General features: G+C 52.7%; 22 protein-coding genes. 15 read left to right on the top strand and 7 right to left on the bottom strand.

Annotated elements, in window-relative coordinates; translation table 11 throughout:
• Positions 1 to 582 precede the first annotated feature (582 nt).
• Positions 583 to 1,362 carry a class II glutamine amidotransferase gene (locus I9W95_RS05925; RefSeq protein ID WP_225672834.1) on the top strand — a complete coding sequence of 260 codons (780 nt, stop codon included), beginning with the start codon at positions 583 to 585 and terminating at the stop codon, positions 1,360 to 1,362.
• 116 nt (positions 1,363 to 1,478) lie between these two features.
• On the opposite strand, the gene I9W95_RS05920 is transcribed toward I9W95_RS05925, so the two are convergent.
• A complete protein-coding gene (locus I9W95_RS05920; protein WP_225672832.1) occupies positions 1,479 to 3,515 on the bottom strand; it encodes a PhoX family protein in 2,037 nt (678 codons plus the stop codon).
• Between the two features lie 127 nt (positions 3,516 to 3,642).
• Here I9W95_RS05920 and I9W95_RS05915 point away from each other — a divergent pair, with 127 nt between their 5' ends.
• Complete coding sequence (locus I9W95_RS05915) at positions 3,643 to 3,987, top strand: Hpt domain-containing protein (RefSeq protein WP_225672830.1); 345 nt, start codon at positions 3,643 to 3,645, stop codon at positions 3,985 to 3,987.
• On the opposite strand, the gene I9W95_RS05910 is transcribed toward I9W95_RS05915, so the two are convergent.
• On the bottom strand, positions 3,960 to 5,912 hold the full coding sequence (locus I9W95_RS05910) for a DNA topoisomerase III (protein WP_225672828.1): 1,953 nt from the start codon (positions 5,910 to 5,912) through the stop codon (positions 3,960 to 3,962). The two genes, I9W95_RS05915 and I9W95_RS05910, sit on opposite strands and share 28 nt — an antisense overlap.
• Positions 5,913 to 6,045: 133 nt before the next feature.
• Here I9W95_RS05910 and rsgA point away from each other — a divergent pair, with 133 nt between their 5' ends.
• The gene (rsgA, locus tag I9W95_RS05905; protein WP_225672826.1) at positions 6,046 to 7,113 is read left to right on the top strand and encodes a ribosome small subunit-dependent GTPase A; all 1,068 of its coding nucleotides are present in this window, start codon (positions 6,046 to 6,048) and stop codon (positions 7,111 to 7,113) included.
• A gap of 5 nt (positions 7,114 to 7,118) precedes the next feature.
• Here the strand turns inward: rsgA and I9W95_RS05900 are convergent, their stop codons facing one another.
• Genes I9W95_RS05900 through I9W95_RS05890 form a run of 3 tightly spaced genes read right to left on the bottom strand, consistent with a single transcriptional unit; the run spans position 7,119 to position 11,577 of the window.
• Entirely contained in the window at positions 7,119 to 9,302 is a 2,184-nt protein-coding gene (locus I9W95_RS05900) for a transglutaminase family protein (RefSeq protein WP_225672824.1), read from the bottom strand.
• Positions 9,299 to 10,525, bottom strand: coding sequence for a DUF58 domain-containing protein (locus tag I9W95_RS05895; RefSeq protein WP_225672822.1), 1,227 nt, complete (start codon positions 10,523 to 10,525; stop codon positions 9,299 to 9,301). Before I9W95_RS05895 ends, I9W95_RS05900 begins: the two co-directional genes overlap by 4 nt.
• Before the next feature lie 2 nt (positions 10,526 to 10,527).
• Positions 10,528 to 11,577: an AAA family ATPase gene (locus tag I9W95_RS05890; protein ID WP_225672820.1), complete on the bottom strand. Its 1,050-nt coding sequence runs from the start codon at positions 11,575 to 11,577 to the stop codon at positions 10,528 to 10,530.
• A gap of 256 nt (positions 11,578 to 11,833) precedes the next feature.
• Between I9W95_RS05890 and I9W95_RS05885 the strand changes: the two genes are divergently transcribed.
• Positions 11,834 to 13,156, top strand: a complete 1,323-nt coding sequence (locus I9W95_RS05885; protein WP_225672818.1) for an acetyl-CoA hydrolase/transferase family protein — start codon at positions 11,834 to 11,836, stop codon at positions 13,154 to 13,156.
• Between the two features lie 32 nt (positions 13,157 to 13,188).
• Here the strand turns inward: I9W95_RS05885 and I9W95_RS05880 are convergent, their stop codons facing one another.
• Both I9W95_RS05880 and I9W95_RS18345 read right to left on the bottom strand, forming a co-directional pair.
• A complete protein-coding gene (locus I9W95_RS05880; protein WP_225672816.1) occupies positions 13,189 to 14,868 on the bottom strand; it encodes a phosphoethanolamine transferase in 1,680 nt (559 codons plus the stop codon).
• 151 nt (positions 14,869 to 15,019) lie between these two features.
• Positions 15,020 to 15,148 (bottom strand): hypothetical protein, encoded by a 129-nt coding sequence (locus I9W95_RS18345; protein WP_263866110.1) that lies wholly within the window; start codon positions 15,146 to 15,148, stop codon positions 15,020 to 15,022.
• Positions 15,149 to 15,346: 198 nt separating this feature from the next.
• Between I9W95_RS18345 and I9W95_RS05875 the strand changes: the two genes are divergently transcribed.
• From I9W95_RS05875 to I9W95_RS05825, 11 genes are all read left to right on the top strand, one after another.
• The gene (locus I9W95_RS05875; RefSeq protein ID WP_225672814.1) at positions 15,347 to 16,336 is read left to right on the top strand and encodes an ArsR/SmtB family transcription factor; all 990 of its coding nucleotides are present in this window, start codon (positions 15,347 to 15,349) and stop codon (positions 16,334 to 16,336) included.
• Positions 16,337 to 16,370: 34 nt separating this feature from the next.
• A complete protein-coding gene (gene metK / locus I9W95_RS05870; protein WP_225672812.1) occupies positions 16,371 to 17,582 on the top strand; it encodes a methionine adenosyltransferase in 1,212 nt (403 codons plus the stop codon).
• 54 nt (positions 17,583 to 17,636) lie between these two features.
• Positions 17,637 to 17,990 carry a four helix bundle protein gene (locus tag I9W95_RS05865; RefSeq protein WP_225672811.1) on the top strand — a complete coding sequence of 118 codons (354 nt, stop codon included), beginning with the start codon at positions 17,637 to 17,639 and terminating at the stop codon, positions 17,988 to 17,990.
• A gap of 60 nt (positions 17,991 to 18,050) precedes the next feature.
• Positions 18,051 to 19,430, top strand: a complete 1,380-nt coding sequence (ahcY, locus tag I9W95_RS05860; RefSeq protein ID WP_225672809.1) for an adenosylhomocysteinase — start codon at positions 18,051 to 18,053, stop codon at positions 19,428 to 19,430.
• Between the two features lie 109 nt (positions 19,431 to 19,539).
• Positions 19,540 to 20,364 carry a methylenetetrahydrofolate reductase [NAD(P)H] gene (gene metF / locus I9W95_RS05855; protein ID WP_225672808.1) on the top strand — a complete coding sequence of 275 codons (825 nt, stop codon included), beginning with the start codon at positions 19,540 to 19,542 and terminating at the stop codon, positions 20,362 to 20,364.
• A 148-nt stretch (positions 20,365 to 20,512) separates the two neighbouring features.
• Positions 20,513 to 21,382, top strand: coding sequence for a DUF535 family protein (locus I9W95_RS05850; RefSeq protein ID WP_225672806.1), 870 nt, complete (start codon positions 20,513 to 20,515; stop codon positions 21,380 to 21,382).
• Between the two features lie 48 nt (positions 21,383 to 21,430).
• Complete coding sequence (locus tag I9W95_RS05845; protein ID WP_225672804.1) at positions 21,431 to 22,564, top strand: capsular polysaccharide export protein, LipB/KpsS family; 1,134 nt, start codon at positions 21,431 to 21,433, stop codon at positions 22,562 to 22,564.
• Positions 22,557 to 23,600, top strand: coding sequence for a hypothetical protein (locus I9W95_RS05840; RefSeq protein ID WP_225672802.1), 1,044 nt, complete (start codon positions 22,557 to 22,559; stop codon positions 23,598 to 23,600). The genes I9W95_RS05845 and I9W95_RS05840 overlap by 8 nt, the downstream gene beginning before the upstream one ends.
• A complete protein-coding gene (locus I9W95_RS05835; protein ID WP_225672800.1) occupies positions 23,597 to 24,517 on the top strand; it encodes a glycosyltransferase family 2 protein in 921 nt (306 codons plus the stop codon). Before I9W95_RS05840 ends, I9W95_RS05835 begins: the two co-directional genes overlap by 4 nt.
• Entirely contained in the window at positions 24,514 to 25,719 is a 1,206-nt protein-coding gene (locus tag I9W95_RS05830; protein ID WP_225672798.1) for an O-antigen ligase family protein, read from the top strand. The genes I9W95_RS05835 and I9W95_RS05830 overlap by 4 nt, the downstream gene beginning before the upstream one ends.
• Positions 25,716 to 26,738, top strand: coding sequence for a hypothetical protein (locus tag I9W95_RS05825; RefSeq protein WP_225672796.1), 1,023 nt, complete (start codon positions 25,716 to 25,718; stop codon positions 26,736 to 26,738). The genes I9W95_RS05830 and I9W95_RS05825 overlap by 4 nt, the downstream gene beginning before the upstream one ends.
• Positions 26,739 to 26,751: the final 13 nt, after the last annotated feature.

Raw genomic sequence — 26,751 nt, 5'->3', positions numbered from 1 at the left:
GAGTGAACCAGGAACACGCTGGCGCGGCGAAAAAGCTGGGGGCCGGGGATAAGTTCCCCGGAATAACCATTCGCGGGCATGGCCCGCTCCTACAATTACCGTTTAAGTTGCATATTTCAGAAGGGCTGGGCTTCAACCGCAAGGCTGTATAAGGGCGTGCTACGCCCGCCATCGCGGCCAAAGGACGCTCCTACAATTACCGGTATAATTCGTCCCTTACTCTGTAGCGAACATGATTGGTGAGCAGTGCCCACCCTACATCTGAAGCTTTGCGTCCCTGAGGTTTTTCCGCGGCTTGCTGCACCGCCGGTTTTCGAAGTGATTTGCCCGGACGTCCAGCATGGATGCTGGACGAGCGGACATCACGACAGGGATGTCGTGTGTGCGAGTGCCGGGAACAAATCACGAGAGAACCGGAAACAAGGTGCAGCGCCGCAAGAGGGGATTTAAAGGGGATACCTCCCCTTTTAACAATAACCCGGGCCGCAGGCCCGAAATACGTCGCGGGCCTGGCCCGCTCCTACGCATTCAAACGGCGCAGCCGCTATAATCTCCCCTCAGCTTCAACAATGCAGACAGACCATGTGTGAATTACTGGGCATGAGTGCCAACACCCCGACCGATCTCTGTTTCAGCTTCACCGGGCTGACGCAACGCGGTGGTAATACCGGACCGCACAAAGATGGCTGGGGCGTGGCCTTTTACGAGGGCAAGGGCGTGCGTCTGTTTCATGATCCGCAGCCAAGCTGCAGTTCTCCGATTGCCGAGCTGGTGCAGAGTTATCCGATCAAGAGTAAGACGGCGATCTGTCATATTCGCCAGGCCAATGTCGGTGAGATCTGTCTGGCCAATACCCATCCGTTTGTGCGCGAGCGCTGGGGCCGTTACTGGGTGTTTGCTCATAACGGGCAGATTGCCAATTTCAGCCGCCAGCCCGGGCCGTGTGAGCCGGTGGGCGATACCGACAGCGAGAATATTTTCTGCGATTTAATGAACCGTATTCATCACACGCTGCCGCGTGATGCAATGCCAGAGCAGCTGGCAGCGGTGCTGGTAGAGCTGGCGGAGGAATACGCAGCGCAGGGCGTGTTTAACTGCTTGCTGAGCAATGGTCAGTGGTTATTCACTTACTGCTCAACCAAGCTGGCGAGCATTACCCGCCGTGCGCCCTTTGGTCCGGCGCAGCTGAAGGATGCGGATGTGACGGTCGATTTTGAGGCCGAAACCACGCCTAACGATGTGGTGAGTATTATTGCCACCGAACCACTGACCTCAGACGAAGCCTGGGATGTGTACCAGCCCGGCGAGTGGAAACTGTGGGAATGCGGCGAGGTCATCGCCAGCGGTAAGCGCCAGCGGTAAGCGCCCGGGGTAAACGCCCGAAATAAGCGCGAGAGATAAGCGCAGAGATAAGCGCAGAGATAAGCGGGCCTGATCTCAGGCCCGTTTTATTGCGCCGCTATTAACGACCAGCCTTATTAAGTACCAACCTTACCGCCGTCCTGGCGACGAATCGCCACCGTCGCCGAGCGCGGACGGCTGTTGCCACCATCTGGCCAGTGGCTGGTGAAGTTATCCGGCGTTGAGCCTTCGCCCGGGTGCTGAATATTCACAAACAGTGTGCTCTGATCCGGGGTGATGGCAATGCCGGTCAGCTCGCAGCCCATTGGCCCGGACAGGAAGCGGCGGAAGTCACCGGTCACCGGGTCGGCACAGTACATACCGTTGTTACCAAAGCGTTCGCTACCCAGTAGCGGGCTGGAGTTGCTGATGTCGGTTTCTATCCACAGCAGGCCGTCGTTATCGAAGCGCAGGCCATCCGGGCAGGCAATCTCGCTGGCGGCATCGCTGCTTTTGCCATAAGCCGGTTGGTTAGTACCCGCTTCGCCACCAAACCAGAACACATCCCAGTGGAACGCCGTGGCCTGCGGGCGTTCGTTTTCCGCCCAGCGAATAATGTGGCCGTAGATGTTTTTCGCGCGCGGGTTGGCGGCGTTAACCTGATCCTGCTTACGCTTGCTGTTGTTAGTAAGGGTGAAATACACGTCGCCGTTCATCGGGTTCACTGCCCCCCATTCCGGGCGGTCCATTTTGGTGGCTCCCACGACGTCAGCGGCCAGACGGGTATTCAGTAACACGTCGGCCTGGCTGTCGAAGTGAATACCCGCTTCGCCTGCACGCTGTTTAAACGCTGCATCGTTAATATCCAGCGCGCGCCATTCGCCGCGCCCGCTGTCATGGAATACCGCCACATACAGGGTGCCGTTCTGCAGCAGGTGAGAGCCTGCACTGGCTTGCTGATAGGCATCGCGGCTGACGTATTTGTAGATGTACTCAAAGCGCGAGTCGTCACCGGAATAGGCCACCAGCGGCTGCCCTTCTACCGGAGGGTGAAAGATGATGCCTTCGTGGGCGAAGCGGCCCAGTGCGGTGTGTTTAACCGGGGTGCTGTCCGGGGCGAACGGGTCGATCTCAACGATCCAGCCATAGGTGTTGGGTTCGTTGCGGTAATCCTGTTCGGCACTGTCGGCCTGCGGCGCGGCATTAAAGCGTGCCGCCAGGTCGCTGACCGGTGCCGCCGTGTGCCAGTGGTAGTAGTTGTCGTCTTCGTTATCCGGCACGCCGTAGCGTGACTGCTCGCGCGGCTGCACGCCGCTATTAATAAACACCCCGGCCCAGTTTTCTTCGCAGGTCAGGTAAGTACCCCACGGCGTAACACCGTTGGAGCAGTTGTTCAGCGTGCCGCGGGTGGCAATGCCCTGCGGGCTGTACAGAGTTTTCATTGCCGCATGAGCGCGCAGCGGGCCGTCGATTTCCATGTGCGTAGCACCGGTAATGCGACGGTTATAGCGACTGCCCTCAACCAGCTGCCATTCACCCGCGCTGTTCAGGCGAATATGAGCAATGCTGTTGCCGTGCGCGGCCAGTTCTTTTTCCACTTCGGCGAGTGGCCGTGGTAGTGGCGACGGGCCGTTGGTGTGCAACAAATCCGGATCGCAGTATTCGTGGTTCATCACCAGCAGACCTTCCGTCGAGCTGCTGCCGCCGCTTTTCAGGTCAATGGGAAAAAAGTGCATACCATCGTGATGCGAGCCCATCTGCCGCGCCTGTTCGGCAGCGCTGTTACTGGCATCGGTACGGAATGGCACGGCACCGTCCATCAGTGGCGTGCCCCACGGCAACAGCGCCTGAGTGGTGTAACCCGCCGGCACAGTGATGCTGTCCGCCACCGTGGCCGCAATGGCACTGAAACCAAGACGTGACACTGGCTTTTTGTCATCTGCCCCCAGTGAGCAACCGGTTAACTGTGCCAGTCCAATGCCCGCCGCCAGTGCACCGCCACCTTTCAGGCAGTTACGGCGGCTGATGCGCGCCTGCAGTAAATCAGCAAAGGTCGGGTTGGCCGAGCGGTTGGACTCACGCTCGCTACAGGACAGGTTGATCAATGGGCGCTCAGGCTGTGACATGACTACCTCGTTCAGCTCTTTCGGTGACTGGAATCTGCTCGCCATCATAGTGCAGTAATGCCATCTGCCCAGCACAAATTGGTCAAAAGCGGCAATTAAGACTGAGCCAATCCGACCCCTGTCAGCCGCTGTGCTAGGCTTTAAGAACTATCCGATTGAAGCTGTGGAGAACCCCATGTCCGAGCAGAGCAGCGAGCGACAGGTCTGGAATAAGGCCGATGCGCTTGGGCGACTAATGAACAACGAAACCCTGGTAGCAAAAGTCGCGGCCATGTATGTCAGTACCACTCCGGCTCAGCTGGATGCGCTGAAAACCGCCATTGGTCAGGGTAACTGTGAAGAAGCCAGCGCGATTGCCCACACTCTGAAAGGCGCCAGTGCAAACCTTGGCGGCGAGCAGATGGCAGACTTATGTGCTGCCATTGAACAGGCCGCTAAAGAAGGCAACCCGGTGGTGGTTTCGCGCCTGGCGATAGACCTCGATGCCAGCCATCAGCGGCTGCTGGCAGCCCTGGGCTGAGAGCTTTTCTTTCTGACCGGTGCCTTGCGCTTTCGCCGTGGTGCCGCCCCCTCTGATTTAATCCCCTGAAAGGCCAGCGTGTTCAGCTGCCCCGCCTGCGACACCAGGCTATTCAGTTGCTGCAGCAGCGGCTGCATAAAATCATCGTATTTCAGTGCACGTTCACTGATGTCGTTCAGCTGGCGTTCCCAGTGAGCCGTCATATCCGGCACCGTGGTGCTTTGTGGCAAAGTATTCACCAGCGCCTTGCCGAGTTCGGTGGCGCGAATGCTTTTGCCCTCGCGGCGCAGGAATGTGCGTTTGAATAACAACTCAATAATGCTGGCGCGGGTTGCTTCTGTGCCCAGACCATCGGTGTCTTTCAGAATCTTTTTCAGGCTGTTGTCGGTCACGTAGCGGTTAATGCCGGTCATCGCCGCCAGCAAAGTCGCATCGGTAAAATGTTGCGGTGGCTGGGTGTGTTTTTCATCGACAGTTGGTTCGCCACTCCACAGCGTTTGCCCTTGTGTCAGCGGCGGCAATTTTTTAAGCGCAGAGTTTTCGTCATCTGCTGTTTTTGCGGCCGTTGCCGTTTTCCAGCCCGGTTGAATGCTTTCACGTTCGTTAGCCTGAAAGACACCGCCGCCAATACTGAGAATGACTTTGCTATCGGCATAAATAAACGGTGGATAAAACTGTAACAAATACTGCCGTGCAATCATGCCGTACAGTTGTTTTTCGGCCAGCGTCAGGCTGTTAAAACCACTGCCTTTTTCCGTTGGAATAATGGCATGGTGCGCTTCGACTTTGCTGTCGTTCCAGGCTTTGCTACGCAGAGATAAATCGGCTCCCTGAATCACATCACTCAGTTTTACATCGTTACTGCCAATGGCGTTGACCACCTGCTGGCGATGAGCATAGTGCTCAACCGGCAGATAACGACAATCGGAACGCGGGTAAGTAATTAACTGGTGTTTTTCATACAGGCTCTGACAACCATCAAGCACCTGTTTTGCACTTAAGCCAAAGGCCTTGGCGGCATCAATCTGCAACGATGACAGATTATAGGGTAAGGGTGCCGCCTGCTGTTTCTGTTTACGCTCCACCGACTCAACGGTTGCAGGTTGCTGGCGAATACGACTGGCCACGTTATGCGCCAGCTTCGGGTTCAGTACCCGGCCGTCTTCATCCTGATGGGCCGCGCAGGCTTCGCTTGGCAGCCATTTGGCGTAAAAACTTAATGGCTCTGAGGCAGTAAGATGCAGTGCAGCACGCACTTCATAAAACGGGCGACTGACAAACTGTTCGATTTCCTGATCGCGGCGTACCACCAGACCCAGCACCGGCGTTTGTACCCGGCCGACAGAAAGCACCGATTTTAAACCACCCTGCTGACCTTTTACCGTACAGGCGCGGGTTAAATTAATACCGTATAACCAGTCGGCGCGTGAGCGTGCCAGTGCCGACACCGACAGCGGAATAAAATCGGCGTTGGGTTTTAACTGAGTTAAGGCACGGCTGACGGCCTGCGGATTTAAATCGCTGATTAATAAGCGCTGCATGGCATTACGCTTGGCCGCCGGGACTTTTAAATAAGACACCACTTCGTCCACCAGCAACTGACCTTCGCGGTCCGGGTCGCCGGCATGCACCAGTTGCGTCGACTCTTTCACCAGCTTACGCAGTACCGACAACTGCTTGCGGGTTTTCGGCTTGGGTTGCAGTTGCCACTGCTCCGGCACAATCGGCAGCAGGTCTAAGCACCATTGTTTGTAGGCGGGGTTATAGGCTTCCGGCTCGGCCTGTTCCAGTAAGTGACCGATGCACCAGCTGACCACATCGCCATTGGCGGCGCGCACGAAGCCTTCGCCCTTACTGTGTGGCTTAGGTAAAACCGCGGCAATGGCACGGCCGAGACTGGGTTTTTCGGCGATAAACAGACGCATAATGCCCGCAACCAGATACTGTATGTAAAAACAGTGTATTGAATTTCACCGAGAACACAAGAATCAGCGCTTAAAGACGCTGGCACGGCCTCCTCTGGCGGAGCAGAATAATGGCAGATAAAGGATGCCTTCTATGACCTCAGTTTTTCAGCAACGCCAGACGCTTGGCTGGACCAGCGGCTATCAGCAACTGACACAGCAAACCGAGCTGGAGAATATTGCCCGGGTCATTGCTGTGGACCGCGATTCGCTGCTACTGGCCGATGGCGCAGAGCATTTCCGCGCCAGAGTATCGGGCAGCTATCGCTATCACCATGCCCACAGCCATGAGGCTCCGTGCGTTGGCGACTGGGTAATCTGCGAGCGTGGCCAGCACGATGGCATAGCCCTGGTGACTGAATGCCTGCCACGACGTACTCACCTGCAGCGTAAGGCCGCCGGCGAAGCCATTGAGGTGCAGATGATTGCCGCCAACGCCGACATTGTTGTGGTCGTGCAGTCCTGTCATCTGGATTTTAATCTGCACCGGCTGGAACGCTATCTGGTGATGATTGCGGAGGGCGGCTGTGAGCCATTAATCCTGCTGACTAAAACCGATCTGGTCAGCGCCGATGATGTTGCTCAGGTGGTGGATACTATTCGTCAGGCCGGTATTCGTTGCCCGATTCAGACCATCAGTAATCTCACCGGCGACGGCTTAAACGACTTTGTCGCCCAGCTTCTGCCCGGCAGCACTTATTGTTTTGTTGGTTCGTCCGGGGTTGGTAAAAGCTCGTTAACCAATCATTTGCTGGGGCGCAGCATGCAATCGACACAGGATGTCAGCGGCACCGGCGAAGGTCGCCATACCACCGTGCGGCGCGAATTATTTGTGCTGGATAATGGCGCCCTGATTATCGACAACCCGGGCATGCGTGAATTCGGTTTACTGGGTGCCGAGGCTGGTCTGGAACAACGCTTCAGTGAGGTACTGGACGGTGCCGGCGAGTGCCGCTTCCGTGATTGCACCCATAACAATGAACCAGGCTGTGCCGTGCGCGCTGCGCTGCAACAAGCCGGTACCGAAGAGCAGTTTGATCATTACCGTAAGCTGCAGAACGAAACCGACTTTAATGATCTGAACTACGCCCAGCGCCGTCAGAAAGATCGCGACTTCGGGCGTTTCCTGAAAGATGTGAAAAAGAACATGCGCAAAAAATAATGGCGTCAGTTCATTTTGGCCTGTAAATCCAGTGCCGCCTGACGCAGTGCTTGCGGCGCCACCACCTCAGAGCGGTACAACACGCTGGTCGCCAGTTCGGCAAAAGCCTGTGCTTCAGCCTCGACCGGCCAGTGTTGCAGCAATAAAGGCAACCACTCGGCCAGTGTCTGCTGGCGCTGACGCAGCGGGGCTTTCTGCGCGGCGATACGTTGCAGATGGTAGGTATAAAACTGCAAAGCTTTATGGGCATCGGCCGGCTGATAGCGCTGCAGTTGCCAGCGGCTGATATACGCCTGCAGTCGTGCTAACCAAAGATGACGGCTGAACCAGGCAACCAGCGCCAGTACAGCCGACACCAGCAACACAGGCCACAGCGTTTGTACCAGCAAACGCAGCCAGGCCAGCGCCACAATGACCGCGGTATACAACAGCAACCACAGGCTGCTGAGCACGCCCATCAAGGTTATTTCCTGCGCGCCGCTGTTCTGATGGCGGCGCAGTAAATCCTCGGCGTACTGGCTGATCTGTTCTGCTGCCAGCGGACTCTGCTGTTGTTCAGGAAAGTTGTAGTAGGCCGTGGGTTCAAAAGTGACCCAGCGACCGTCGAGCCAGGCTTCGGTCCAGGCGTGGCCATCAATGGCGCGAATTTCAAAATAGCCGGTCAGCGGGTTTTGCGTTGTTACACTGAAACCGGTTACCAGTCGAGCCGGAATTTTCATGCTGCGTAGCATCACCGTCATGGCACTGGCGAAATATTCGCAGTGACCTTTTTTGGTTTTAAATAAAAATTCGCTTAACGGCGTGTGGCCCTGAGACAGCAGAGTGGAATCGAAGTCGTACTGATATTCGCTGCGCAGGTGCTGTTCCAGCAATTGTGCCTGCTGATACGGATTACGCCCCATGGCAGTGACTTCATAGGCGAGCCTGCGAATGCGTTTATCAAAGCCTTTTGGCAATTGCAGGTCGGCAGCATCCGGCGCGGGTGCGTGGGAAATTAAGCGGTTATCGATCAGCTCGTTGGTCGAGGCAACGGAATAGCGCGTCCCCGGCGATAAGGTTGCTGGCATTAATGGCTGGGAAAACTGGTCGAGGGCAATCACGCTGGATGGCACCCACAATTTGACCGGATCGGGCGACACCGCCAGCCAGGCCGGCATGGGTTGTTCAATCGTGATGGTCTGAATATACAGATCATCGCGCTGCGCCTGCCTGTTATTCAGCACCACCAGTCCGGCGGACGCTGTTTCCACTTTACGACTGATATCTTCATTGGCGGTCGACCAGCGGCTGCCGTCAAAGGTATCGAAGGTGCGCACCTTCAGGTAGGTGCCATGGCTGGCTTTCATGCGCGCCACAATAGCATCTAAATCCACCTGGCCGCGACGGTCGGTGGTGGTGATGTCGAAGCTTTCGTTAAAGCCATCGTAGCGGTAGCTGTTGTCGTCAAAATCCGACAACTCGGTAATCTGCTGTAAATCGCGATACTGCTGCTGACTGCTGTTTTCCGGAGCAGACGGTTTTTTATCCGACTGGAGCACTTGGTTGTCGGCATTCTGCAGCCATTCCTGATTGTGATAAAAATCACCACCAGAATCCTGCGCGCCCCAGTCGAGGGCTGGCAGGCGTGGGATAAATAAGTAAATAACCACCGCCAGCCCCATGGTCAGCAGCCCCATATTCAGTCGCTGACTGAACGCCGGACCAGTTAGCGCAGCGCTGTCTGCGCCGCGATCTAGCCAGGCTTCACTCAGTGAGAACGAAGCAAACACACAGTACAGTGTCATGATGACCAGATAGCTGCCGCTGGTTGCCTCGGCAGCCCCCACCAGCAGTAACACAAAGCTGACCAGTTGCAGCAGATAATACTTACGGTAGTTATTCAGCTGCACGTTGAGCGCCAGTGTGGTGGCAATTAACAACGCGCCCAGGGCATTCATCAGCGTGTGGGTAAACAGCAACAGTAAAAACAGCATCAGGCCACTGGCAGCCAGAGTGTCGGCCAGCGATTTATTGTCTTCCGGCTGATGGCGGGCATCCCAGCCTTTTTTCAGTGTGAAAAAATTCAGCAGCACTAACAGCACGCCGGACGCCAGCCCGGCAACAGGGTCAAACAATGCTCCCACAGCACCGGCGGCAGCAATGCTGAGCTGTAAGGTGAGCCAGATAAACCCCTGTGAACGTGAAATCATGCGCTGAATACCTGCGCCAGTTTACTAAGACGATGCAGATCCAGCCGCAGCGAACCATCGGCCTGCCCGGTCCAGCCCTCGTGATATTTTTTAAGCGGCTGGGCGAAACTTTCGTCGTTGTATACCACGTCGATATGACCTGCTAACGGCGGCAGGCTGAGGGTCTGACTGTCGCGGCGAACAGTGAGCAGTAGCGGTGAATCCTGCACATCATTCAGCGCATTGATAATCTGTTGCTGGTAATTCTGGCTGCCATCGGCGACAGCCCAGGCCAGTGCCTGTAATTGTTCGCTGATATCGCGTGCGCCAGCATTAACGTCAACCAGTAATGGCCGCTGACTGCCGACCACCACTTTCAGTTGTAACTGGTTTTTCTGCGCATACAGCAGCAGTGACGCGGCAATCTGAATGGCGTATTCAAAGGTATTGTCCGCCCCTTCGCCGATCGACTGACCCGCCTGGCCATCAACCACCACCAGCCACGAGGGTGCATCGTAGCTATGGAATTCCCGCACCACCAGTTGCTGCTGGCGCGCCGAAGCTCCCCAGTGCACATGCTTCATTGAGTCGCCGTCACGATAGGGGCGCACACCGGCAAATTCACTGTGCGCAGAGCGGCTGAGAAAAGAATCCGCGCCTTGTGGCAACGCATTGTCGGACACTGGTCTGGGCAAATTGCGAATCGCAAATACCCGTGGTGCGACAATAATCCGGGTTGCGCTCTGTGTGATACGAATGCGGCGCTGAACAAATCCGAACGGCCAGCTGCTGTGCAGAATCGCCGGCGGCAGATCAAACACGCCACGCTGCTGACACGGATAACTGAGAGTGACATTGTCATTGGCACTGACACTGGCCAGAAAATGCTGACTGAGGGCTGTATCAGCATCACTGTTGCCCGGTATGTGCTCTGTCAGGCGCAGAAAAAATGCGGGTTTTTGCGTGGCAAAATGATAATTCAGGCTGACGTTCTGGCCGGCACTGGCCACCCCCTGCTGCACGCGGGTCATGCTCAGTTTGCGCAACGACCACCAGGGCATCACCCAGCTGATCAGAATCAGCGACAGCATTAATGCCAGCAAGCCATACAACAAGGCGATGCCGCGATTCCAGGCAATAACAAAACACACCAGCGACATCAGCCACAGAAAACGGTGTGCATTAATATAGCGGCCGAGCCACTCTGCCAGTGGTTTCAGCTGCGCTTCAAGCCCTGCGCTCATGCTCAGCGGCCGTCCGACTGACCATCGGTCTCAGCAAAATCCGGCACCGGAATTTTCGCCAGTAACTGCTTCCAGAACTCACTGCGATCATCGTGATGCAGCGCAGCATCACGGAACACGATGCGATGCGCCAGCACTGGTTCCAGTAACGGACGGATCAGATCCGGGGTTACTTCGCGGCGCCCGTGAATTAATGCCAGCGCACGGGCCGCGCGCATCAGCGCCAGTGAGCCACGCGGACTGGCACCCAGACGTACGCCGGGTAATGAGCGGGTTTCACGCACCAGCTGACTGATATAACGCGCCATTGGCTCGCTGACCGTCACTTTTTCTGTCTGCGCCTGCAGCGCCATTAACGCCGCTTCATTCAGCACCGGCTTCAGCTGCTCCAGCGGATGTCCGGATAACTGTGCCAGCATTAAGGTGACTTCCTGATTTTCATCCGGGTAGCCCAGACTCAGGCGCATAAAGAAACGATCCAGTTGCGCTTCCGGCAACGGGAAAGTACCGCTGAATTCCACCGGGTTCTGGGTGGCAATCACCATAAAGGGATTGGGCAGGTTGTAGGTTTTACGGTCGGCAGTGACGGTACCTTCGGCCATGGCTTCCAGCAGTGCCGACTGGGTACGCGGAGTGGCGCGGTTAATTTCATCAGCCAGCAGAATATTGGTGAACACCGGCCCCGGCATAAAATGGAATTTATGCTCTTCGCTGTTATAAACACTGATACCGGTAATGTCGGATGGCATCAGATCCGGTGTGCACTGGATGCGCTTCATGCGCAGCGCCAGCAGCTGGCTGAGAGTACGAGCCAGCGTGGTTTTGCCCAGCCCCGGTGCATCTTCCAGCAATAAATGGCCTTTGCACAGCAGCGCCACCAGCACCATATTCAGCTTCGCCGCATCAGCCTGCACCACCTGCGCAATGGCTTTCTGCAGTTGCTGTAACACCTGCTGGGTTTTATCCGCCTGTGGCTGTGGCTTTTTCGCAGCGGCTGATTGCAGGCCCTGTGGGTCGCCGGGGTTATAAGGCGGAGGAGTAACGATGCTCATGCTAAATCCCTTTATCGGTTATGCCCGGAGTATGCCGCGATTACCGCAGAAATTCAGCTAACCCGGCGTACTTTGCTGATTGTGCCTTAGTGCTGATCAAACAGCAGTCACACCACATGGCACAGATGATACAGATCATTTCGTTTAAACATTTGCCTGTTTGCGAGCTTTGTTCACTGTTGGTAAGGACTGTCGTCAAACTACAATATTTGCCATCCATAGTGAGCAGGTAAAGGAGACCCGCATGGAGGCAGGCATGAGCTGGCAGACACTGTACGAAGAAAAGCGACTGGAAGCAGATCAGGCGGTCGACCAGCTGACGGATGCGCACAATCTGATTCTGGGTATGAGCATGGCCATGCCACCGGTGCTGATCAGCGCACTGGCCAAAGCCTTCCGCGAGGAGCGCCTGCCACCATTAAATGTGTATTACATGCATGGCTCGGAGGCACTGGAGCAGAACCTGCTGGTTGAGGATCTGATTGGCCGGTTTACCCCGCGCTGTCTGTTTTTAAGCGGCCACGACCGCAAAGCCATCAAGCAACTCAGCGATAAACACTGGGTCGAGTTTGTGCCCTCGGCTTTCCATCAGGTGGGTCGCCTGCTCACTCAGCATATCGAGCCCGACTGTTTTATGGTGACGGTGTCACCGATGGATAAGCACGGCTATTTCAGCCTCGGCACCAACGCCGATTACGGTGCGTCGGTTATCCGTAAAGCGAAAAAAGTGATCGTCGAAGTAAACCGCTATATGCCACGTACCTTTGGCGAGTGCTCGGTGCATATTTCTGAAATTGATCACCTGATAGAAGCCGACACCCCGCTGAGCGAAGTAGCCGAAGCCCAGGCCAGTGAAACCGACTGGGCGATTGCCCGTCAGGTGGCGGCTTATATTCAGGATGGCGATACCCTGCAGATGGGCGTTGGCGGCGTGCCCTCAGCAGTGTTGCAGCAACTGGAAAACCACAAGGATTTGGGCCTGCATTCTGAACTGTTCTGCCCGGCGATGGTGCGCCTGATTGCTAAGGGTGTGATCAATGGCCGGCGCAAACGATTGATGCAGCATAAGCATGTGTTCACCCTGGCGCTGGGTGATCATGAAATGTATGAATTTATGGACGACAACCCATCCATTGTTGGCTTTCCCGCAAGCTGGGTAAATAACCCGAATATTATCCGTCAGAACCCGAACATGGTGTCGGTGAACTCTGCTATCGAAGTGGATATTACCGGCCAGATTAATGCCGAAACGATTAAAGGTACGCCGTTTTCCGGTACCGGTGGTCAGCTCGATTTCGTGCGCGGTGCGTTTGCTTCCGAAGGTGGCCGCTCCTTCATCGCCCTGCATTCCACCGCCAAAGACGGAACACTGAGCCGGATTGTGCCGCAACTCGCCGGCGGAACCGTGACCGACACCCGCATGGATGCCCACTTTGTGGTAACTGAATATGGCTGCGTGGAGTTAAAAGGTCTGTCGCTGGCACAGCGGGCTAAAGCCCTGATTGGCATTGCCCATCCGCAATTCCGCGAACAGCTGGAAACTCAGGCGCGGGAGCTGGGGCTGATCGGGTGCCATTAATCAGGCACCCGACTCAACATAACCTCTTTGCGCTACAGGGTCTCTCCAGAGCGCTTTTCCTCACGGGATCCCAGCTCAACCTCTGGCTGAAAGGCATCTTCATATACGACTTTGTAGATTTTGCGGGATTTCGGCGGAGAATATTCAGCCGTAGCAGGGCTCTTCCCGCGACTCAGGATGTCAGAATCTATGGCCATTACACCCAGTGCATAATGAAACAGATCATCAAGCATAAATGCCTTGCGACTGTTATCCCGCAAAATACTGGCCTGCTCCCCATCCGGATCAGACGACCATACCAAAAATGGGATCTCCATCATCGCCGGAGTCAGGTTGTCGGGTGTATGTCCTTTAACACGGGCAGTCTGATACACCTCTTCACCATGGTCTGAGAAGTAGGTCAAGGTAGCCTCTTTGGCGCCCACAGCGCTGGATTCCGCCTTAAGTAAAGAGATCACCTCTTTGACAAAATAATCTGTGTATAAGATCGAGTTGTCATAGGCGTTAATGGCATCGATCTCACCTTCAGACAAAGGCTCCCGGTATCCATTCACCTTGCTATCGTCAAATTTCGCGAAGCTTTCCGGATACCGGTTCTCATAGGCGGCATGGCTACCCATCGTATGAACAAAAATCACTTTCAGGGGCGCCGGATCACTGATGGCCTCAGCAATCGACTTCAGCATGTACTCATCAAAGCGGCGGACCTCTACGCCATTAAAGTCATTGCTGATGTAATGTGTCACATCAGCCTGATGAGAAACCGACGCAATCGTCGCTCTCTGTGGCTGCTGGTTCGAAATCCAGAAGGACTTGTACCCGGCTAAATTGGCAACATCAATGATGCTTAACGCTTCACGATACATAGCGCCCTGATCTGCAGCGGCGGCAGTAAGTGCGACACGCAACGATGCCTGGGTCTGCACATGACTACTGATAACATTATTGAAAACAATCAGCTCGTTCTGGATAGCACTCAGTTCAGGAGTGGTATTGCGCGAGTAACCATACATGCCCATGTGATTACGGGTTGCAGACTCACCAATAATAAATATGTGAGTCTGCTGGCGGTCGGCAGACCGTGTTGTCGCTTTTACCTGAGTTTTTTCTAGCAGGGATTTGCGTAAAGCAACTTCTGTCTGCACAGAGATATTGCCCTTGTAATAAGAAGGCAGGGTTCCCAGTACACCCGGAATGGTATCGTGAAACTTACCCATAACGGTTGTTCTGTAAGCGACCACCAGAATCAGAATGGTGCCAAGCACGAATATCGATTTGCGCAAACGACCCGCCGCGGGAGCTCTTACAAAATAGATGGCCAGAGCGTAGATGGACCACAACACAGTGAGTAAAGCGGTCTGCTGCCAGGAAGAATAGGTCTTGATGTATTCCGTTACTTCATAACTGTCGGTGTTAGCAACAGCTTCCATGGTAGCGGTAGTGAAGACGCCCCCGAAAGAATAGGCGTAACCAACATCCGCCGTACCGCCTACAGCAAATGGCAGTAAAACCAGGGCCGTAAACCAACGTTTATCGACTAACGTAATCAGCAGGGCAACAATCAGCGACCAACCAATACGAGAGTTATACTCCCCCTCGCGAACAAAATCGGAAAAGATAACCTCATTAAGCAGCGGATAAAGAAGCAGCAAGAAGCTCCATAGTAATGGGTTTTCCAGCCAGTTGTTTAAGCGTTCACTTTTCACAGTCATGAGAGCATTCCGGGGACGTCGGGCAGTTTGCGCAGCATGCTACCACAAGCGTCAACCACTGCATGTCATCTTGTGTGAAATACACAATACCAAAAGCCGCGGATGACCCACCCGATCATCAGCGGCTGCGCAGCAGATAATCAGTCATGCGTTACTTTCCCGCGTTGCTGATCACCCGTACCTGATCGCCGTAGTAGTTGTCGGCATAGTTATACACAGCGCCCTGCTGCTTATCGCGCTGGCCGGTAATACGTGCGGTAATAGCTTTTACTGTTTTCATGCTGCCTCTCCTGAGGTTGTTGTCTGGGAACGAACTCAGATTAGGCCGATGGCAGTCATAGATGAAATTGCATATTTCACTGACATCAATTAATTATAGCTATAACAAATCAATCGGCCCATCCCGATAGAGAAACAGACGCAGAACCTATATCAAAAAAATTTGATATAGGTTGAATTTCACCCTAAACTGCACGCCATGTCTGATAGCGTGATTCCAACTGTTAACCACGAACGCTTAGCCCGCGCCAGCAAAGCTGCCGGTGATGGTCTGCGTCTGGCTATTCTGCAGCTGCTGGGGCAAGGGTCCTTCGGTGTGCTGGAGCTATGCCAGGTGTTCGGTATTAAACAGTCGGGCATGAGCCATCACCTGAAAGTGCTGTCACAAGCTGAGCTGGTCAGCACCCAACGCGAAGGCAACAGTATTTTTTACCGCCGGCCGTTGATCAGTGGTCACGACAGCTGGAATCTGTGGCTGCAGGCCATGTTCGCTGCCATTGATGCCAGCGATGCTCTGGACGACGCGGAATATCAGCAAGGGCTGACGGCAGTGCTGCAGGAGCGGGCTCAGGCCTGTGCCGGCTTTTTTGCCCGCAATGCAGATGCCTTTAAAGAACAGCAGGACCTGATTGCCTCGTGGGATCAGTATGGCGAGACACTGACCGGCATTCTCGCTGGCTACCGTGGCGCCAGCGACTACGCTTTGGAAGTTGGTCCTGGCGAGGGGGCATTCTTACCCCTGCTGGCGCAGCGTTTTACTGCAGTAACTGCGCTGGATATTTCGCCACAGATGCTGGAGCAGGCGGCCATGACGGTCAGCCAGCAGCAGCTGGACAACGTGCAGTGCCTGCTGGGTGATACTCAGTTGCTGCTGACACAAAAACCGCGAGCGGTGGATTTTGCCGTAGCGAATATGGTGCTGCACCACGTACCGGCACCACGTACGATTTTTAACGATGTCGCTGCCTTACTGAAAGATGGCGGTACGTTTCTGGTGACGGACCTGTGCCGTCACGAACAGAGCTGGGCCAGAACATCCTGTGGTGATCTCTGGCTGGGATTTGATCCTGACGACCTGACCAGCTGGGCCCGCGAAGCCGGCCTGACGGAAGGGCAAAGTCAGTATCTTGGTTTAAGGAACGGATTTCAGATTCAGTTCCGCTTATTTCATCGCGCCCCCTCTGCATGACAAAGCGCGTTAACCACTGAATTGAGGGCTTAACATGAGCGAATATTCCATTTTCACCTCTGAGTCTGTGTCCGAAGGCCACCCGGACAAAGTTGCAGACCAGATTTCTGATGCCGTACTGGACGCGATCATCGCTCGCGACCCATACGCACGTGTTGCGGTAGAAACCCTGGTGAAAACCGGTATGGCCGTGGTAGCGGGTGAAGTGACCACTTCCTGCTACGTTGACCTGGAAGACATCGTTCGTGATGTAATTACCGGCATTGGCTACAACAGCTCCGACGTGGGCTTCGACGGTGCAACCTGTGCGGTTCTGAACGGCATTGGTAAGCAGTCTGTTGATATCAACCAGGGCGTTGACCGTGCCAAGCCTGAAGATCAGGGCGCCGGTGACCAGGGTCTGATGTTCGGCTACGCCACCAACGAAACACCTAACCTGATGCCAGCACCTGTGTACTACGCACACCTGCTGTGTCAGCGTCAGTCTGAACTGCGTCGTAACGGCACCCTGCCGTGGCTGCGTCCGGATGCAAAATCTCAGGTAACCATTAACTGGGAAGGCGATTCACCTAAGATTGATGCCGTGGTTCTGTCTACCCAGCACGATCCAAGCATCAGCCTGGACGACCTGCGCGCAGCCGTGATGGAAAACATCATCAAGCACGTACTGCCTGCTGAATGGCTGCACGAAGGTACTCTGTACCACATCAACCCTACCGGTAACTTCGTAATCGGTGGCCCGGTAGGTGATGCTGGCCTGACGGGTCGTAAGATCATCGTTGATACCTACGGCGGTATGGCGCGTCACGGTGGTGGTGCCTTCTCCGGTAAAGACCCATCCAAAGTAGACCGCTCTGCGGCATACATGGGTCGCTACGTAGCGAAGAATATCGTTGCTGCGGGTCTGGCTGACCGTTGTGAAATTCAGGTGTCGTACGCCATTGGTGTTGCAGAGCCGACCTCGGTTTCTGTTAACAGCTTCGGTACCGGCAAGGTAAGCGACATCGAACTGGCGAAGGCCGTTCGTGAAGTATTCGACCTGCGTCCATACGCGATCCAGAACCAGCTGGAACTGCTGAACCCAATGTATCAGCTGACAGCAGCCTACGGTCACTTTGGTCGTGAGCCATTTGAAGCCAGCTACACCTTCACCGAAAACGGTGAGGAAAAGACCAAAACCTTCACTGCGTTCACCTGGGAACGTACTGACAAGGTTGATGCGCTGAAAGCGGCAGCGGGACAGTAAGCAGGTCGGACGTCTGAAGTCAGACGTCCGACGCATTTCAGCAAGGAGGCTGATTTGCGCAGGAAATATCAGGAATTAATCGTCTGGCAAAAATCGATGCAGTTAGTGAGTAGTATTTATCAACTAACCTCGGTTTTTCCAGAGCATGAAAGATTTGGATTGAGTAGTCAGCTCAGACGCGCTGGAGTGAGTATTCCTTCGAATATTGCCGAAGGAAGCGGACGAGGAAGTGATAAAGATTTCTGTCGCTTTCTGTTTACCGCACGGGGCTCACTGACTGAACTTGAAACTCAATTATTAATTGCGACATCGCTGGGCTACTGTCAGGTAACGGATGAGCTGAACGATCTTATTAATCAGATCTTCGCCATGCTGAACCGCTTAATTCAGTCTCTTCGCGTAGCGTAATACAAACATTATTGCGTCCGACCACTGACGTCAGACGTCCGACAACAAACGGAGACCACTATGTCCTTCACCGACTACAAAGTTGCAGACATGAGTCTGGCCGACTGGGGCCGCAAAGAAATTAAAATTGCCGAAGGCGAAATGCCAGCACTGATGGCACTGCGTCGTAAATACAAAGAGTCTCAGCCATTAGCGGGCGCGAAGATCATGGGTTGTATCCACATGACCATTCAGACCGCGGTTCTGATTGAGACTCTGGTGGACCTGGGTGCCGATGTACGCTGGTCTTCCTGCAATATTTTCTCGACTCAGGATCACGCAGCAGCCGCTATCGCCGCCGCTGGCATTCCGGTATTCGCCTGGAAAGGTGAGACCGAAGAAGAATTCCTGTGGTGTATCAAGCAGACCATCCTGTCTGAAAAAGACGGCGATAAAGTCTGGGATGCGAACATGATTCTGGACGACGGTGGTGACCTGACTGAGATGGTTCACAACGACTTCCCGGAAATGCTGGCGACCATTCACGGTATTTCTGAAGAAACCACCACCGGTGTACACCGTCTGCTGGAAATGATGAAAGCCGGTACTCTGAAAGTGCCAGCGATCAACGTGAACGATTCCGTTACCAAGTCTAAAAACGACAACAAGTACGGCTGCCGTCACTCCCTGAACGATGCCATCAAGCGTGGTACTGACCACCTGCTGTCCGGTAAAAAAGCACTGGTTATCGGTTATGGCGATGTGGGCAAGGGCTCTGCTGCTTCCCTGCGTCAGGAAGGCATGATTGTTAAAGTGACCGAAGTTGATCCAATCTGCGCTATGCAGGCCTGTATGGACGGCTACGAAGTGGTTTCTCCATACATCAATGGTGAAAACCTGGGCACTCTGGATTGCGTAGATGGCGATCTGCTGGGTAAAACTGACCTGATCGTAACCACCACTGGTAACGTCAACGTATGTGACAAGTTCATGCTGCAGAAGCTGAAGAGCGGCGCGGTTGTTTGTAACATCGGTCACTTCGATAACGAAATCGATACTGCGTTCATGCGCGAAAACTGGAAGTGGGAAGAAGTTAAGCCACAGGTACACAAAGTTTACCGTGACGAAGCGGCTGATGATCACCTGCTACTGCTGTCTGAAGGCCGTCTGGTGAACCTGGGTAATGCGACTGGTCACCCATCCCGTATCATGGATGGCTCTTTCGCTAACCAGGTACTGGCTCAGATCTATCTGTACGAGCGTAAGTTCGCTGATCTGATGGAAGCCGAGAAGAAAGAAAGCATCTACGTTAAGGTTCTGCCGAAGAAGCTCGACGAAGAAGTGGCGAAAGACATGGTGGAAGGCTTTGGCGGTGTGATCACCAAGCTGACTCCGGCTCAGGCCAAGTACATCGATGTGGATGTGGATGGTCCGTACAAGCCAGAAGCGTATAAATATTAATCGGAGCTTGCTGCATCGCCAGCTTGTCGTCGGACGCCTGGCGCCAGACGTCTGACTTTAATTTATAAACAGGAGCGTCCGGCTTTTTCTGCCGGACGTCTGACTAAAGATGACTACCTTAAGTTTTGAATTTTTCCCGACCAAAACCGAGGAAGGGACAGAAAAGCTGCTGACTGTGCGCGACGAACTCGCTGCCTTTAATCCGGAGTTTTTCTCGGTGACCTATGGTGCCGGTGGTTCTACCCGCGACCGCACCTACGCCATCGTCAAAGCCATTCAGGAACGTGGCATTGCGGCTGCACCTCATCTGGCATGCATTGGTGGCAGCAAAGCGGAAATTCGCGGCATTCTGGACCAGTACAAAGAACTGGGCATCGATCGTATCGTTGCTCTGCGTGGCGACCTGCCTTCAGGTTCTGGCCTGGGTGGCAGCGAACTGCGTTATGCCAACGATCTGGTTGAATTCATCCGTGAAGAAACCGGCGATCACTTCACTCTGGAAGTTGCCGCTTACCCGGAAATGCACCCACAGGCGACCAGCTTTGAAAAAGATCTGGAAAACTTTGTGCGCAAAGTGAAGGCTGGTGCTGACAGCGCCATCACCCAGTATTTCTTTAATGCCGACAGCTACTTCTATTTCGTGGAACGAGTTCAGGCGATGGGCGTAGACATCCCGATCATTCCGGGTATTATGCCGATCACGAACTACAGCAAACTGGCCCGTTTCTCTGACGGCTGCGGTGCGGAAATTCCGCGCTGGATCCGCAAGCAACTGGAAGCTTACGGCGATGACTCTGACAGCATCGTGAAGTTTGGTGAAGAAGTGGTTACCGACATTTGCCGCCGCCTGCTGGACGGTGGAGCTCCGGGCCTGCACTTCTATACCATGAACCAGTCGGAAGCCAGCCTGGCTGTATGGAAGAACCTGGTATGACCCCTTCATAGCCCTTCCTCACGTAAAAAATCTGCAACACCTCTGAGATAGCCTAGTGGTGTTGCAGATACGTAACAGCCCCCCCATAGAAATCTACAACTCCGTTACAAAAAAAATGTACACTGCGGCCATTTTCAGAGGACGATACATGGCTTATTTATCCGCAATCCGTTTGTTCTGGTCAACGAATGAACGGAACACACACAAAATCAAATCCCTGTATTGGGGAGTACGCTACCACCGCTGGATCAGCACACTGATAGCGGGTATGAAACAAGGTGGTATTGACTACGTACCAGCACTGCATCCGTATTTACTGTTTATGTGTCGGCTTAAAGCCTATGTCACCAAAGAAGTATCGCCCGAATTCACACAACAGCGATTACTGGGCCACTACAGCTTCCTTCATCAGAAACTGGGGGAGCAAGGCGTGCGAGCCATTCACGGCGAGGGCTTAAAGATGGGGGAGACCTATGTCGCCGGAAAACTGGTTGAGATGATTCTGTATTACAACCATCTGATGCGATACGAGGGACAGTGCACCCTGAAATTTCTGGTAGATGGTGAAGTTTTCTATCAGGCCCATCTGCATTTTTACGATGAAGCCCTTTGGATCGGAGGTTTTCAGGGTCGTTCCGGCAATCTGGAAGAAACGCGGAAATTTACCAAAGACACCTACGGCCTCCGTCCTCATAATTTTATGTACCTGATGCTGACCATTTTGGCACAAAAGCTCGGGGTACAGGCTATCTACGCCATATCAAGTGCTCACCACTATTACCAGAAAGAAGAAAAAACACTGAACAAAATTCAGTTTGATTATGATCAGTTCTGGGAAGAGCTTGGAGGTCAGGCCACGGATGACGGCGTATGGGTGGCCCTGCCACTGCTATATCCGCGTAAGAAACCGGAAGAAGTTCCAAGTAAAAAACGCTCACAATACAACAACCGCTACGCATTGATGGATGCCATCACACAGGAGATGCTGCATCCGGAACAGCTCTTGATGACCGGCTGAGTTTCACCAGAAAATACGGTAAACTCCGATGTGCTTTCGGGGGAACTTATGGAAATTGCTTTCTTTGCTGCGCGAAAAATCCACCAGCAGTACTTCAGTCACCTGGCTGCGCACCTGAACAAGACCGGTGCGCAAGCCTGTGTTATCTGGCACAAATTTCTGTGGATGGATATTCGCTGGCTTCGGCACCTTGAGCAGGCTGATCAGTGCTTATCCGGACTGGTTGATGATCACCTGCGCGAGAAGCAAAACAGCCGCAAGGGACGCCAACGCAGACATGGCTACTGGCGCGTATTCCGCTTGGTAAAAATGCTGGAAGCACAACTGCTGAAGGCCGTCTACAAACAGGCTCTGATAAGATCCGGCGCAACCCATGTTCTGTTATGGAATGGGCTTAAGTTCCGCCAGCGCATCGTAATTGAAGCAGCAAAATCAGCCGGACTCCGGACATTGGTAATGGAGAATGGTCTGTTACCAGACATGACCACCCTGGATGCAAGAGGGGTGAATTTTCTTAACAGTGTTCCCCGTGACCCGACTTTCTTCATGAGCTACTCCGGTCAATGGACAACTAAGCCGACTGTTCAGAAGGAGCGTCCTGCAGAACTGCCCGAGCACTACATATTTATACCCTTTCAGGTCAACACCGACAGCCAGATCGTGCTGTTTTCGCCATGGCTGAAAGATATGTTTGCCCTGACCGATGCACTGCTGCAGGCGGAACAGTCACTCGGTGAACGCATGCCTCATATCATTATGAAAACCCATCCGGCCTGCGATCAGGATTATCAGAATCTGGCACAACAGCTTGAGCAACGCTCAAACAAAATTCGTCTGCTGTTGCAGGGCGATACACAAACACTGATTCAGCATGCCGCTGGCGTTGCGACTATCAACTCGACTGTGGGCATTGAGGCCGTTATCTCCAACATCAATACCCTGGTGCTGGGGCAAGCGTTTTACAACATTCCCGGCCTGACCCTCCACGCTCAAAATCAGAACGAGCTGGAACAGCAGCTACCCAAATTAGTGCAGTTCATTCCGAACCCAACCCTGCGCAAAGGGCTGCTCGCCTACCTGCACAACGAATATCAGATTCCCGGACGTTGGCAATCAGCTGACGATCACCACATTCAAGCTGCCTGTCAGCATCTGCTGCGAGAGGTAGAAACGCTTGGCTAAGCATCTCTTTCTGGCCTCAACTCCATTTAATGTACTGACTGCGGCAATGGTTGCTCTGGAGCTTCCCCACGGTGACACCGCCGAACTGGGCCTGATTGATCAGACAGACACAACTCAAACCTTCAGGCAGGCACTGCAAAACTGGCAAGGCACCCCGTTTGCCCGTACGGAGGTTTTATCCAGCAAAGCAACTGGTTCCGGTAAGCGCCAGCAGCGGCAACTGAGCTTTAAATGGATTCAGCAACGACTAACCGATCTGCAGCCCGACTGGATCTACACTGGCAACGACCGCCGCATTGAGTTTCAGTTTGCCATGGCTCATAGCCATGCTCGTGGCGTCTATCTGGATGATGGAACCTACAGCTACCTTGGCCGTAAAACGCACTGGCTGAAAGACCGGATTCTGGACAATATTGCCAAGAAAGTGGCCTATGGCTGGTGGTGGAAGCAGCCTGCAACCATCGGTGCCTCAGACTGGATTGACCACAGCGTACTGGCATTTCCTGAGTTTGCCCTGCCTGCTCTGAAAAAGCGCCCTTGCCTAACCTTACCGGATAACCTGCAACGCCCTGAGTTCGCCGAGTTGGCGCGGATATGTCTTGGCAAAACTGACACAGCAATTGATCAGCTGCAGGGACTCCTGCTACTGCCGCACAGCTCTGTTATAAGCCCAATGCAGAAAGTACTGGGCGAATGGCTGGACCATAGTGGGAATAGCATTGGTTACAAGCATCACCCGCGCACAGAGCAAGCACTGACAACGGCTGAGCAGATGACCTCACTCTGGCATATACCTCTTCGGGCAATCGCCGTACCCGCCAGCACACCGATGGAAATATTACTGCCGTTACTGTCGCCACACTGTAAAATCGCCGGCGATGTTTCAACCGCCTTGCTAACCGCCAAGTGGTTGAGGCCAGAATTACAGGTGAGCGCGCTGATCAGCCCGGATACAAGCGCCGAATGGACATCATTACTTAAACAGCTGGGCATTGAATGTAACACTCTGCCTGCAAACCCGGATTGCAACTCATGATGCTGCTTAAGCCTCTTCAATACTGGAAGCACCGCCTGACCCGTCGTGGCCCTGTTCGCCTGGCCATGACCCTGCTGGTGCGCAACGAAATCGACATCATCGAAGACAACATCCGTTTCCATGCAGCGCAGGGCGTCGACTGTTTTGCGGTAATGGATAACGGTTCGACCGATGGAACACGTGAGCTACTGGAAGCCCTGAAAAGCGAGTTTGACCTGCACGTAATAGACCAGCCTGCCCAGAACTACCAACAGGCGCTGTGGATGACACAACTGGCCGATTACGCACGCACAAAACTGAAAGCCGACCTGGTGATATCCAATGATGCGGATGAATTCTGGCTGCCAGCAGAGGGAACGACCTTAAAGGATCATCTTCGCTCCGACGACTCTGTAGTTACCGTACACCGCCGCAATATGGTCCTGACCGAAGAGTGCCTGCAACCTGACTACCACTATACAGATGCAGGCTACGCCGTTAAAAATCCGATTCTGTACAACTCACAAACGCAGATCAGTGATAATGCAGTCTCCATGCTATTGGTAAAGATCAGTCCGAAAACCATCGTAAACCCGCACGGCTTGATCAAAATGAAAGGCGGTAACCACCGCGCCAAACATGGCTGGCGCTGGGTGAATGCCCGGGAAGAATCTGAGATTACTGTGTACCACTACCCGATCCGCAATTACGAGCAGTTTGAAGCTAACATTATCAACCGACTCAGACTGCTCCGAGATACCAATGCTCGCATGGGTGATCATTATCGTCGCTGGGTAAACTGCTACAAAGAAGGTCGCCTGAAAGAAGAATTTTCCAAGTTTATTCTTTCAACAAGCGACCTTGATACAACCAATAAAATCGGCATTACCGAGCCATATGCAAAAGCTGGTGCCCTTATTAAAAGAAGTATTAAATGAACAATTTAACTTTTATTAAGAACACTAAAAGTATTTATACCGGCTTCATGCTATTCGTACTTTGCAGTGTGTTTTTACTAAGCCATAGCAACCAGAACAGCAGTCAAAGTCTTGCTACGATACTGTTACTGCTAAGTCCCTTACTAATCATCCTAAAAAAAGGATCAACGCCTGATATTACATTGGGCTTGCGCTATTTCATCGCTACATCCATTGCGATTTTCACTTATTCCCTGATGATTTATTTCCAAAATCCGATATCAGATGTTTCGTCAGGCATGATGCGCGCACTTTCATTTTATCTTCTGGCTCCAGCCGCGGTATATATTTTATGGCATAGGCCTATCAATCGAACCTGGCTATTCTGGTTAGCACTAGCTGCAACCTTTATTGCACTTTATCCGGTCATAAAAGAGTCAGATGGCAGCAATCACCGAGGCTTTAGCTCTGCACATCCAATTTTTTGGGGCAATGTCTGCCTGACCAGTGCAGTCCTAACACTGATCTTATCCAGAGATGAGCAGCTGAACGTTAAAGGTAAATACATACTTGGCATAATTGGCCTGGGTATGGGCCTGACAGCATCACTATGGTCCCAGACTCGTGGCGGCTGGATAAGTATACCATTGGTTTTAATTGGCCTGACTTTTTTCCGTCTTATAAAATTACGGGAAGCCGTCGTAGCATTCATGTTACTTATTGCGCTATTTTCGTCATCAGAAATGCTGCGCAACCGGGTATTAAAAACCTTTCATTTCGGGCAGGATTCCGTTGTTTTGGACTCTTCAACACAATTACGAATTGATATGTGGGAAGTATCTTACGAAGCTTTTAAAGAAAATCCGATTATAGGTACTGGCTTAGACGGGTTTTCAAATAAGTTACAAGAATTGAACTCAGAGCACAAAGCCTCATTCTACTTCGAGCATCCTCACAATGAGCTGATGGAGGTACTTTCCAGTCGTGGCATAGTCGGTCTAATTCTATTAGCAGCCTTCCTTACGTCCATAATCCACTGCTATTACAACCACAAAACCTCAATATATGCCAAAGCAGGTTTAATCAGTTGCATGCAATACATTATATTCAGCAGCAGTGAGATTTTTTTTAGTACCAAGTTCACATTGGTCTATTTCATAATATTACAAGCGATACTCATGACTGCGTGTGAACGCTCTGCTCTAGAAAGGAACGCCAAATGAAGAATACTGAAAGGAAGATATTCCGTAAGCTAGCTAAAAAGCGCTGGCACAACCTGGCTAAACTATTCGCAATAATAATGCTCAAAACAAGAGAAAGAGTATCTGAAGAACAATTCGATCAGTATCTCACTTTACTTGGACCTTCCATACTCAAAAGTTCGTTACGAAATAAATCGGAACGCCAAATTCGAAAGTTAATATCCTTCACTCAGAACGAAGTAAGAAAACCTGAAAGAAAGTTAAACATCGCTGTAGTTATGAGTGGCCAACCCAGAAGTCTTGAGCATTGCACAAAGTCGTTAAAACGGTTCTTTTACGGCCATAATATAACTTATTTTTGCCACCTTTGGGCAGGTCAAAGCAACCCTGATATTCTTGAACCTCTTGAAAACTACTTCTTCATAGAAACCGATTCACCTGACTTTTCCAGAGAAGAGCGTTTAGCCATAACGAACTACGGTCTAAAGAGCTTTGGTGATGGAGTTAAAATACCATACGTAAGCCCAAATGTTTTTCCTATGTGGTTTGGTGTTAATCAAGCCTTTAATCTGATCGAATCCAGTGGACATTCGCCCGATCAATACGATTTAATTTGTCGAATGCGTTATGATAATTTCTGGGTTGGTCAGTTTGACTGTGAAGACATCCAGATTAACGACAAAAACATCATTATTGATTATAACTATAATGGTTATGGTGGTTATGGTGATCAATTTGCAATTGGGCGACCTTCTGCAATGAAAGAGTACTGTAATTTATACCATTGGCTCACAACTGAATTTCTTTCTGAACCCGGTTCAGAACGTTGTTTTCCAGAAGTTATGCTCAAAAACTATCTTCAGAAGAAAGAATTACGGGTTATAGAAGAAAACTTTGGTCTACGCCTCTTACGTCCTGAATTTGTGGGGCTGCAGGCACATCAGATTCCACTCCGTAGCCACAAGGCGAGCAGCGAACGTAATTCCAGCATGTCTAGATATATTACTGAAAAATATCCGGAAATTGCAAACAACGAGTAAAAACATATTATTA

The organism is Thalassolituus marinus, assembly GCF_020320395.1.
Classification (GTDB): Bacteria; Pseudomonadota; Gammaproteobacteria; order Pseudomonadales; family Oceanobacteraceae; genus Venatoribacter; species Venatoribacter marinus.
The sequence above is the reverse complement of the archived record's forward strand: the minus strand, read 5'-3'. Positions and strand labels throughout refer to the sequence as shown.

What these genes read in the sequence shown, in the direction of transcription:
- I9W95_RS05925 (WP_225672834.1), top strand. Translation starts at nt 583, where the DNA reads ATGTGTGAATTACTGGGCATGAGTGCCAACACCCCGACCGATCTCTGT.
- I9W95_RS05920 (WP_225672832.1), bottom strand. Translation starts at nt 3,515, where the DNA reads ATGATGGCGAGCAGATTCCAGTCACCGAAAGAGCTGAACGAGGTAGTC.
- I9W95_RS05915 (WP_225672830.1), top strand. Translation starts at nt 3,643, where the DNA reads ATGTCCGAGCAGAGCAGCGAGCGACAGGTCTGGAATAAGGCCGATGCG.
- I9W95_RS05910 (WP_225672828.1), bottom strand. Translation starts at nt 5,912, where the DNA reads ATGCGTCTGTTTATCGCCGAAAAACCCAGTCTCGGCCGTGCCATTGCC.
- rsgA (WP_225672826.1), top strand. Translation starts at nt 6,046, where the DNA reads ATGACCTCAGTTTTTCAGCAACGCCAGACGCTTGGCTGGACCAGCGGC.
- I9W95_RS05900 (WP_225672824.1), bottom strand. Translation starts at nt 9,302, where the DNA reads ATGATTTCACGTTCACAGGGGTTTATCTGGCTCACCTTACAGCTCAGC.
- I9W95_RS05895 (WP_225672822.1), bottom strand. Translation starts at nt 10,525, where the DNA reads ATGAGCGCAGGGCTTGAAGCGCAGCTGAAACCACTGGCAGAGTGGCTC.
- I9W95_RS05890 (WP_225672820.1), bottom strand. Translation starts at nt 11,577, where the DNA reads ATGAGCATCGTTACTCCTCCGCCTTATAACCCCGGCGACCCACAGGGC.
- I9W95_RS05885 (WP_225672818.1), top strand. Translation starts at nt 11,834, where the DNA reads ATGAGCTGGCAGACACTGTACGAAGAAAAGCGACTGGAAGCAGATCAG.
- I9W95_RS05880 (WP_225672816.1), bottom strand. Translation starts at nt 14,868, where the DNA reads ATGACTGTGAAAAGTGAACGCTTAAACAACTGGCTGGAAAACCCATTA.
- I9W95_RS18345 (WP_263866110.1), bottom strand. Translation starts at nt 15,148, where the DNA reads ATGAAAACAGTAAAAGCTATTACCGCACGTATTACCGGCCAGCGCGAT.
- I9W95_RS05875 (WP_225672814.1), top strand. Translation starts at nt 15,347, where the DNA reads ATGTCTGATAGCGTGATTCCAACTGTTAACCACGAACGCTTAGCCCGC.
- metK (WP_225672812.1), top strand. Translation starts at nt 16,371, where the DNA reads ATGAGCGAATATTCCATTTTCACCTCTGAGTCTGTGTCCGAAGGCCAC.
- ahcY (WP_225672809.1), top strand. Translation starts at nt 18,051, where the DNA reads ATGTCCTTCACCGACTACAAAGTTGCAGACATGAGTCTGGCCGACTGG.
- metF (WP_225672808.1), top strand. Translation starts at nt 19,540, where the DNA reads ATGACTACCTTAAGTTTTGAATTTTTCCCGACCAAAACCGAGGAAGGG.
- I9W95_RS05850 (WP_225672806.1), top strand. Translation starts at nt 20,513, where the DNA reads ATGGCTTATTTATCCGCAATCCGTTTGTTCTGGTCAACGAATGAACGG.
- I9W95_RS05845 (WP_225672804.1), top strand. Translation starts at nt 21,431, where the DNA reads ATGGAAATTGCTTTCTTTGCTGCGCGAAAAATCCACCAGCAGTACTTC.
- I9W95_RS05835 (WP_225672800.1), top strand. Translation starts at nt 23,597, where the DNA reads ATGATGCTGCTTAAGCCTCTTCAATACTGGAAGCACCGCCTGACCCGT.
- I9W95_RS05830 (WP_225672798.1), top strand. Translation starts at nt 24,514, where the DNA reads ATGAACAATTTAACTTTTATTAAGAACACTAAAAGTATTTATACCGGC.
- I9W95_RS05825 (WP_225672796.1), top strand. Translation starts at nt 25,716, where the DNA reads ATGAAGAATACTGAAAGGAAGATATTCCGTAAGCTAGCTAAAAAGCGC.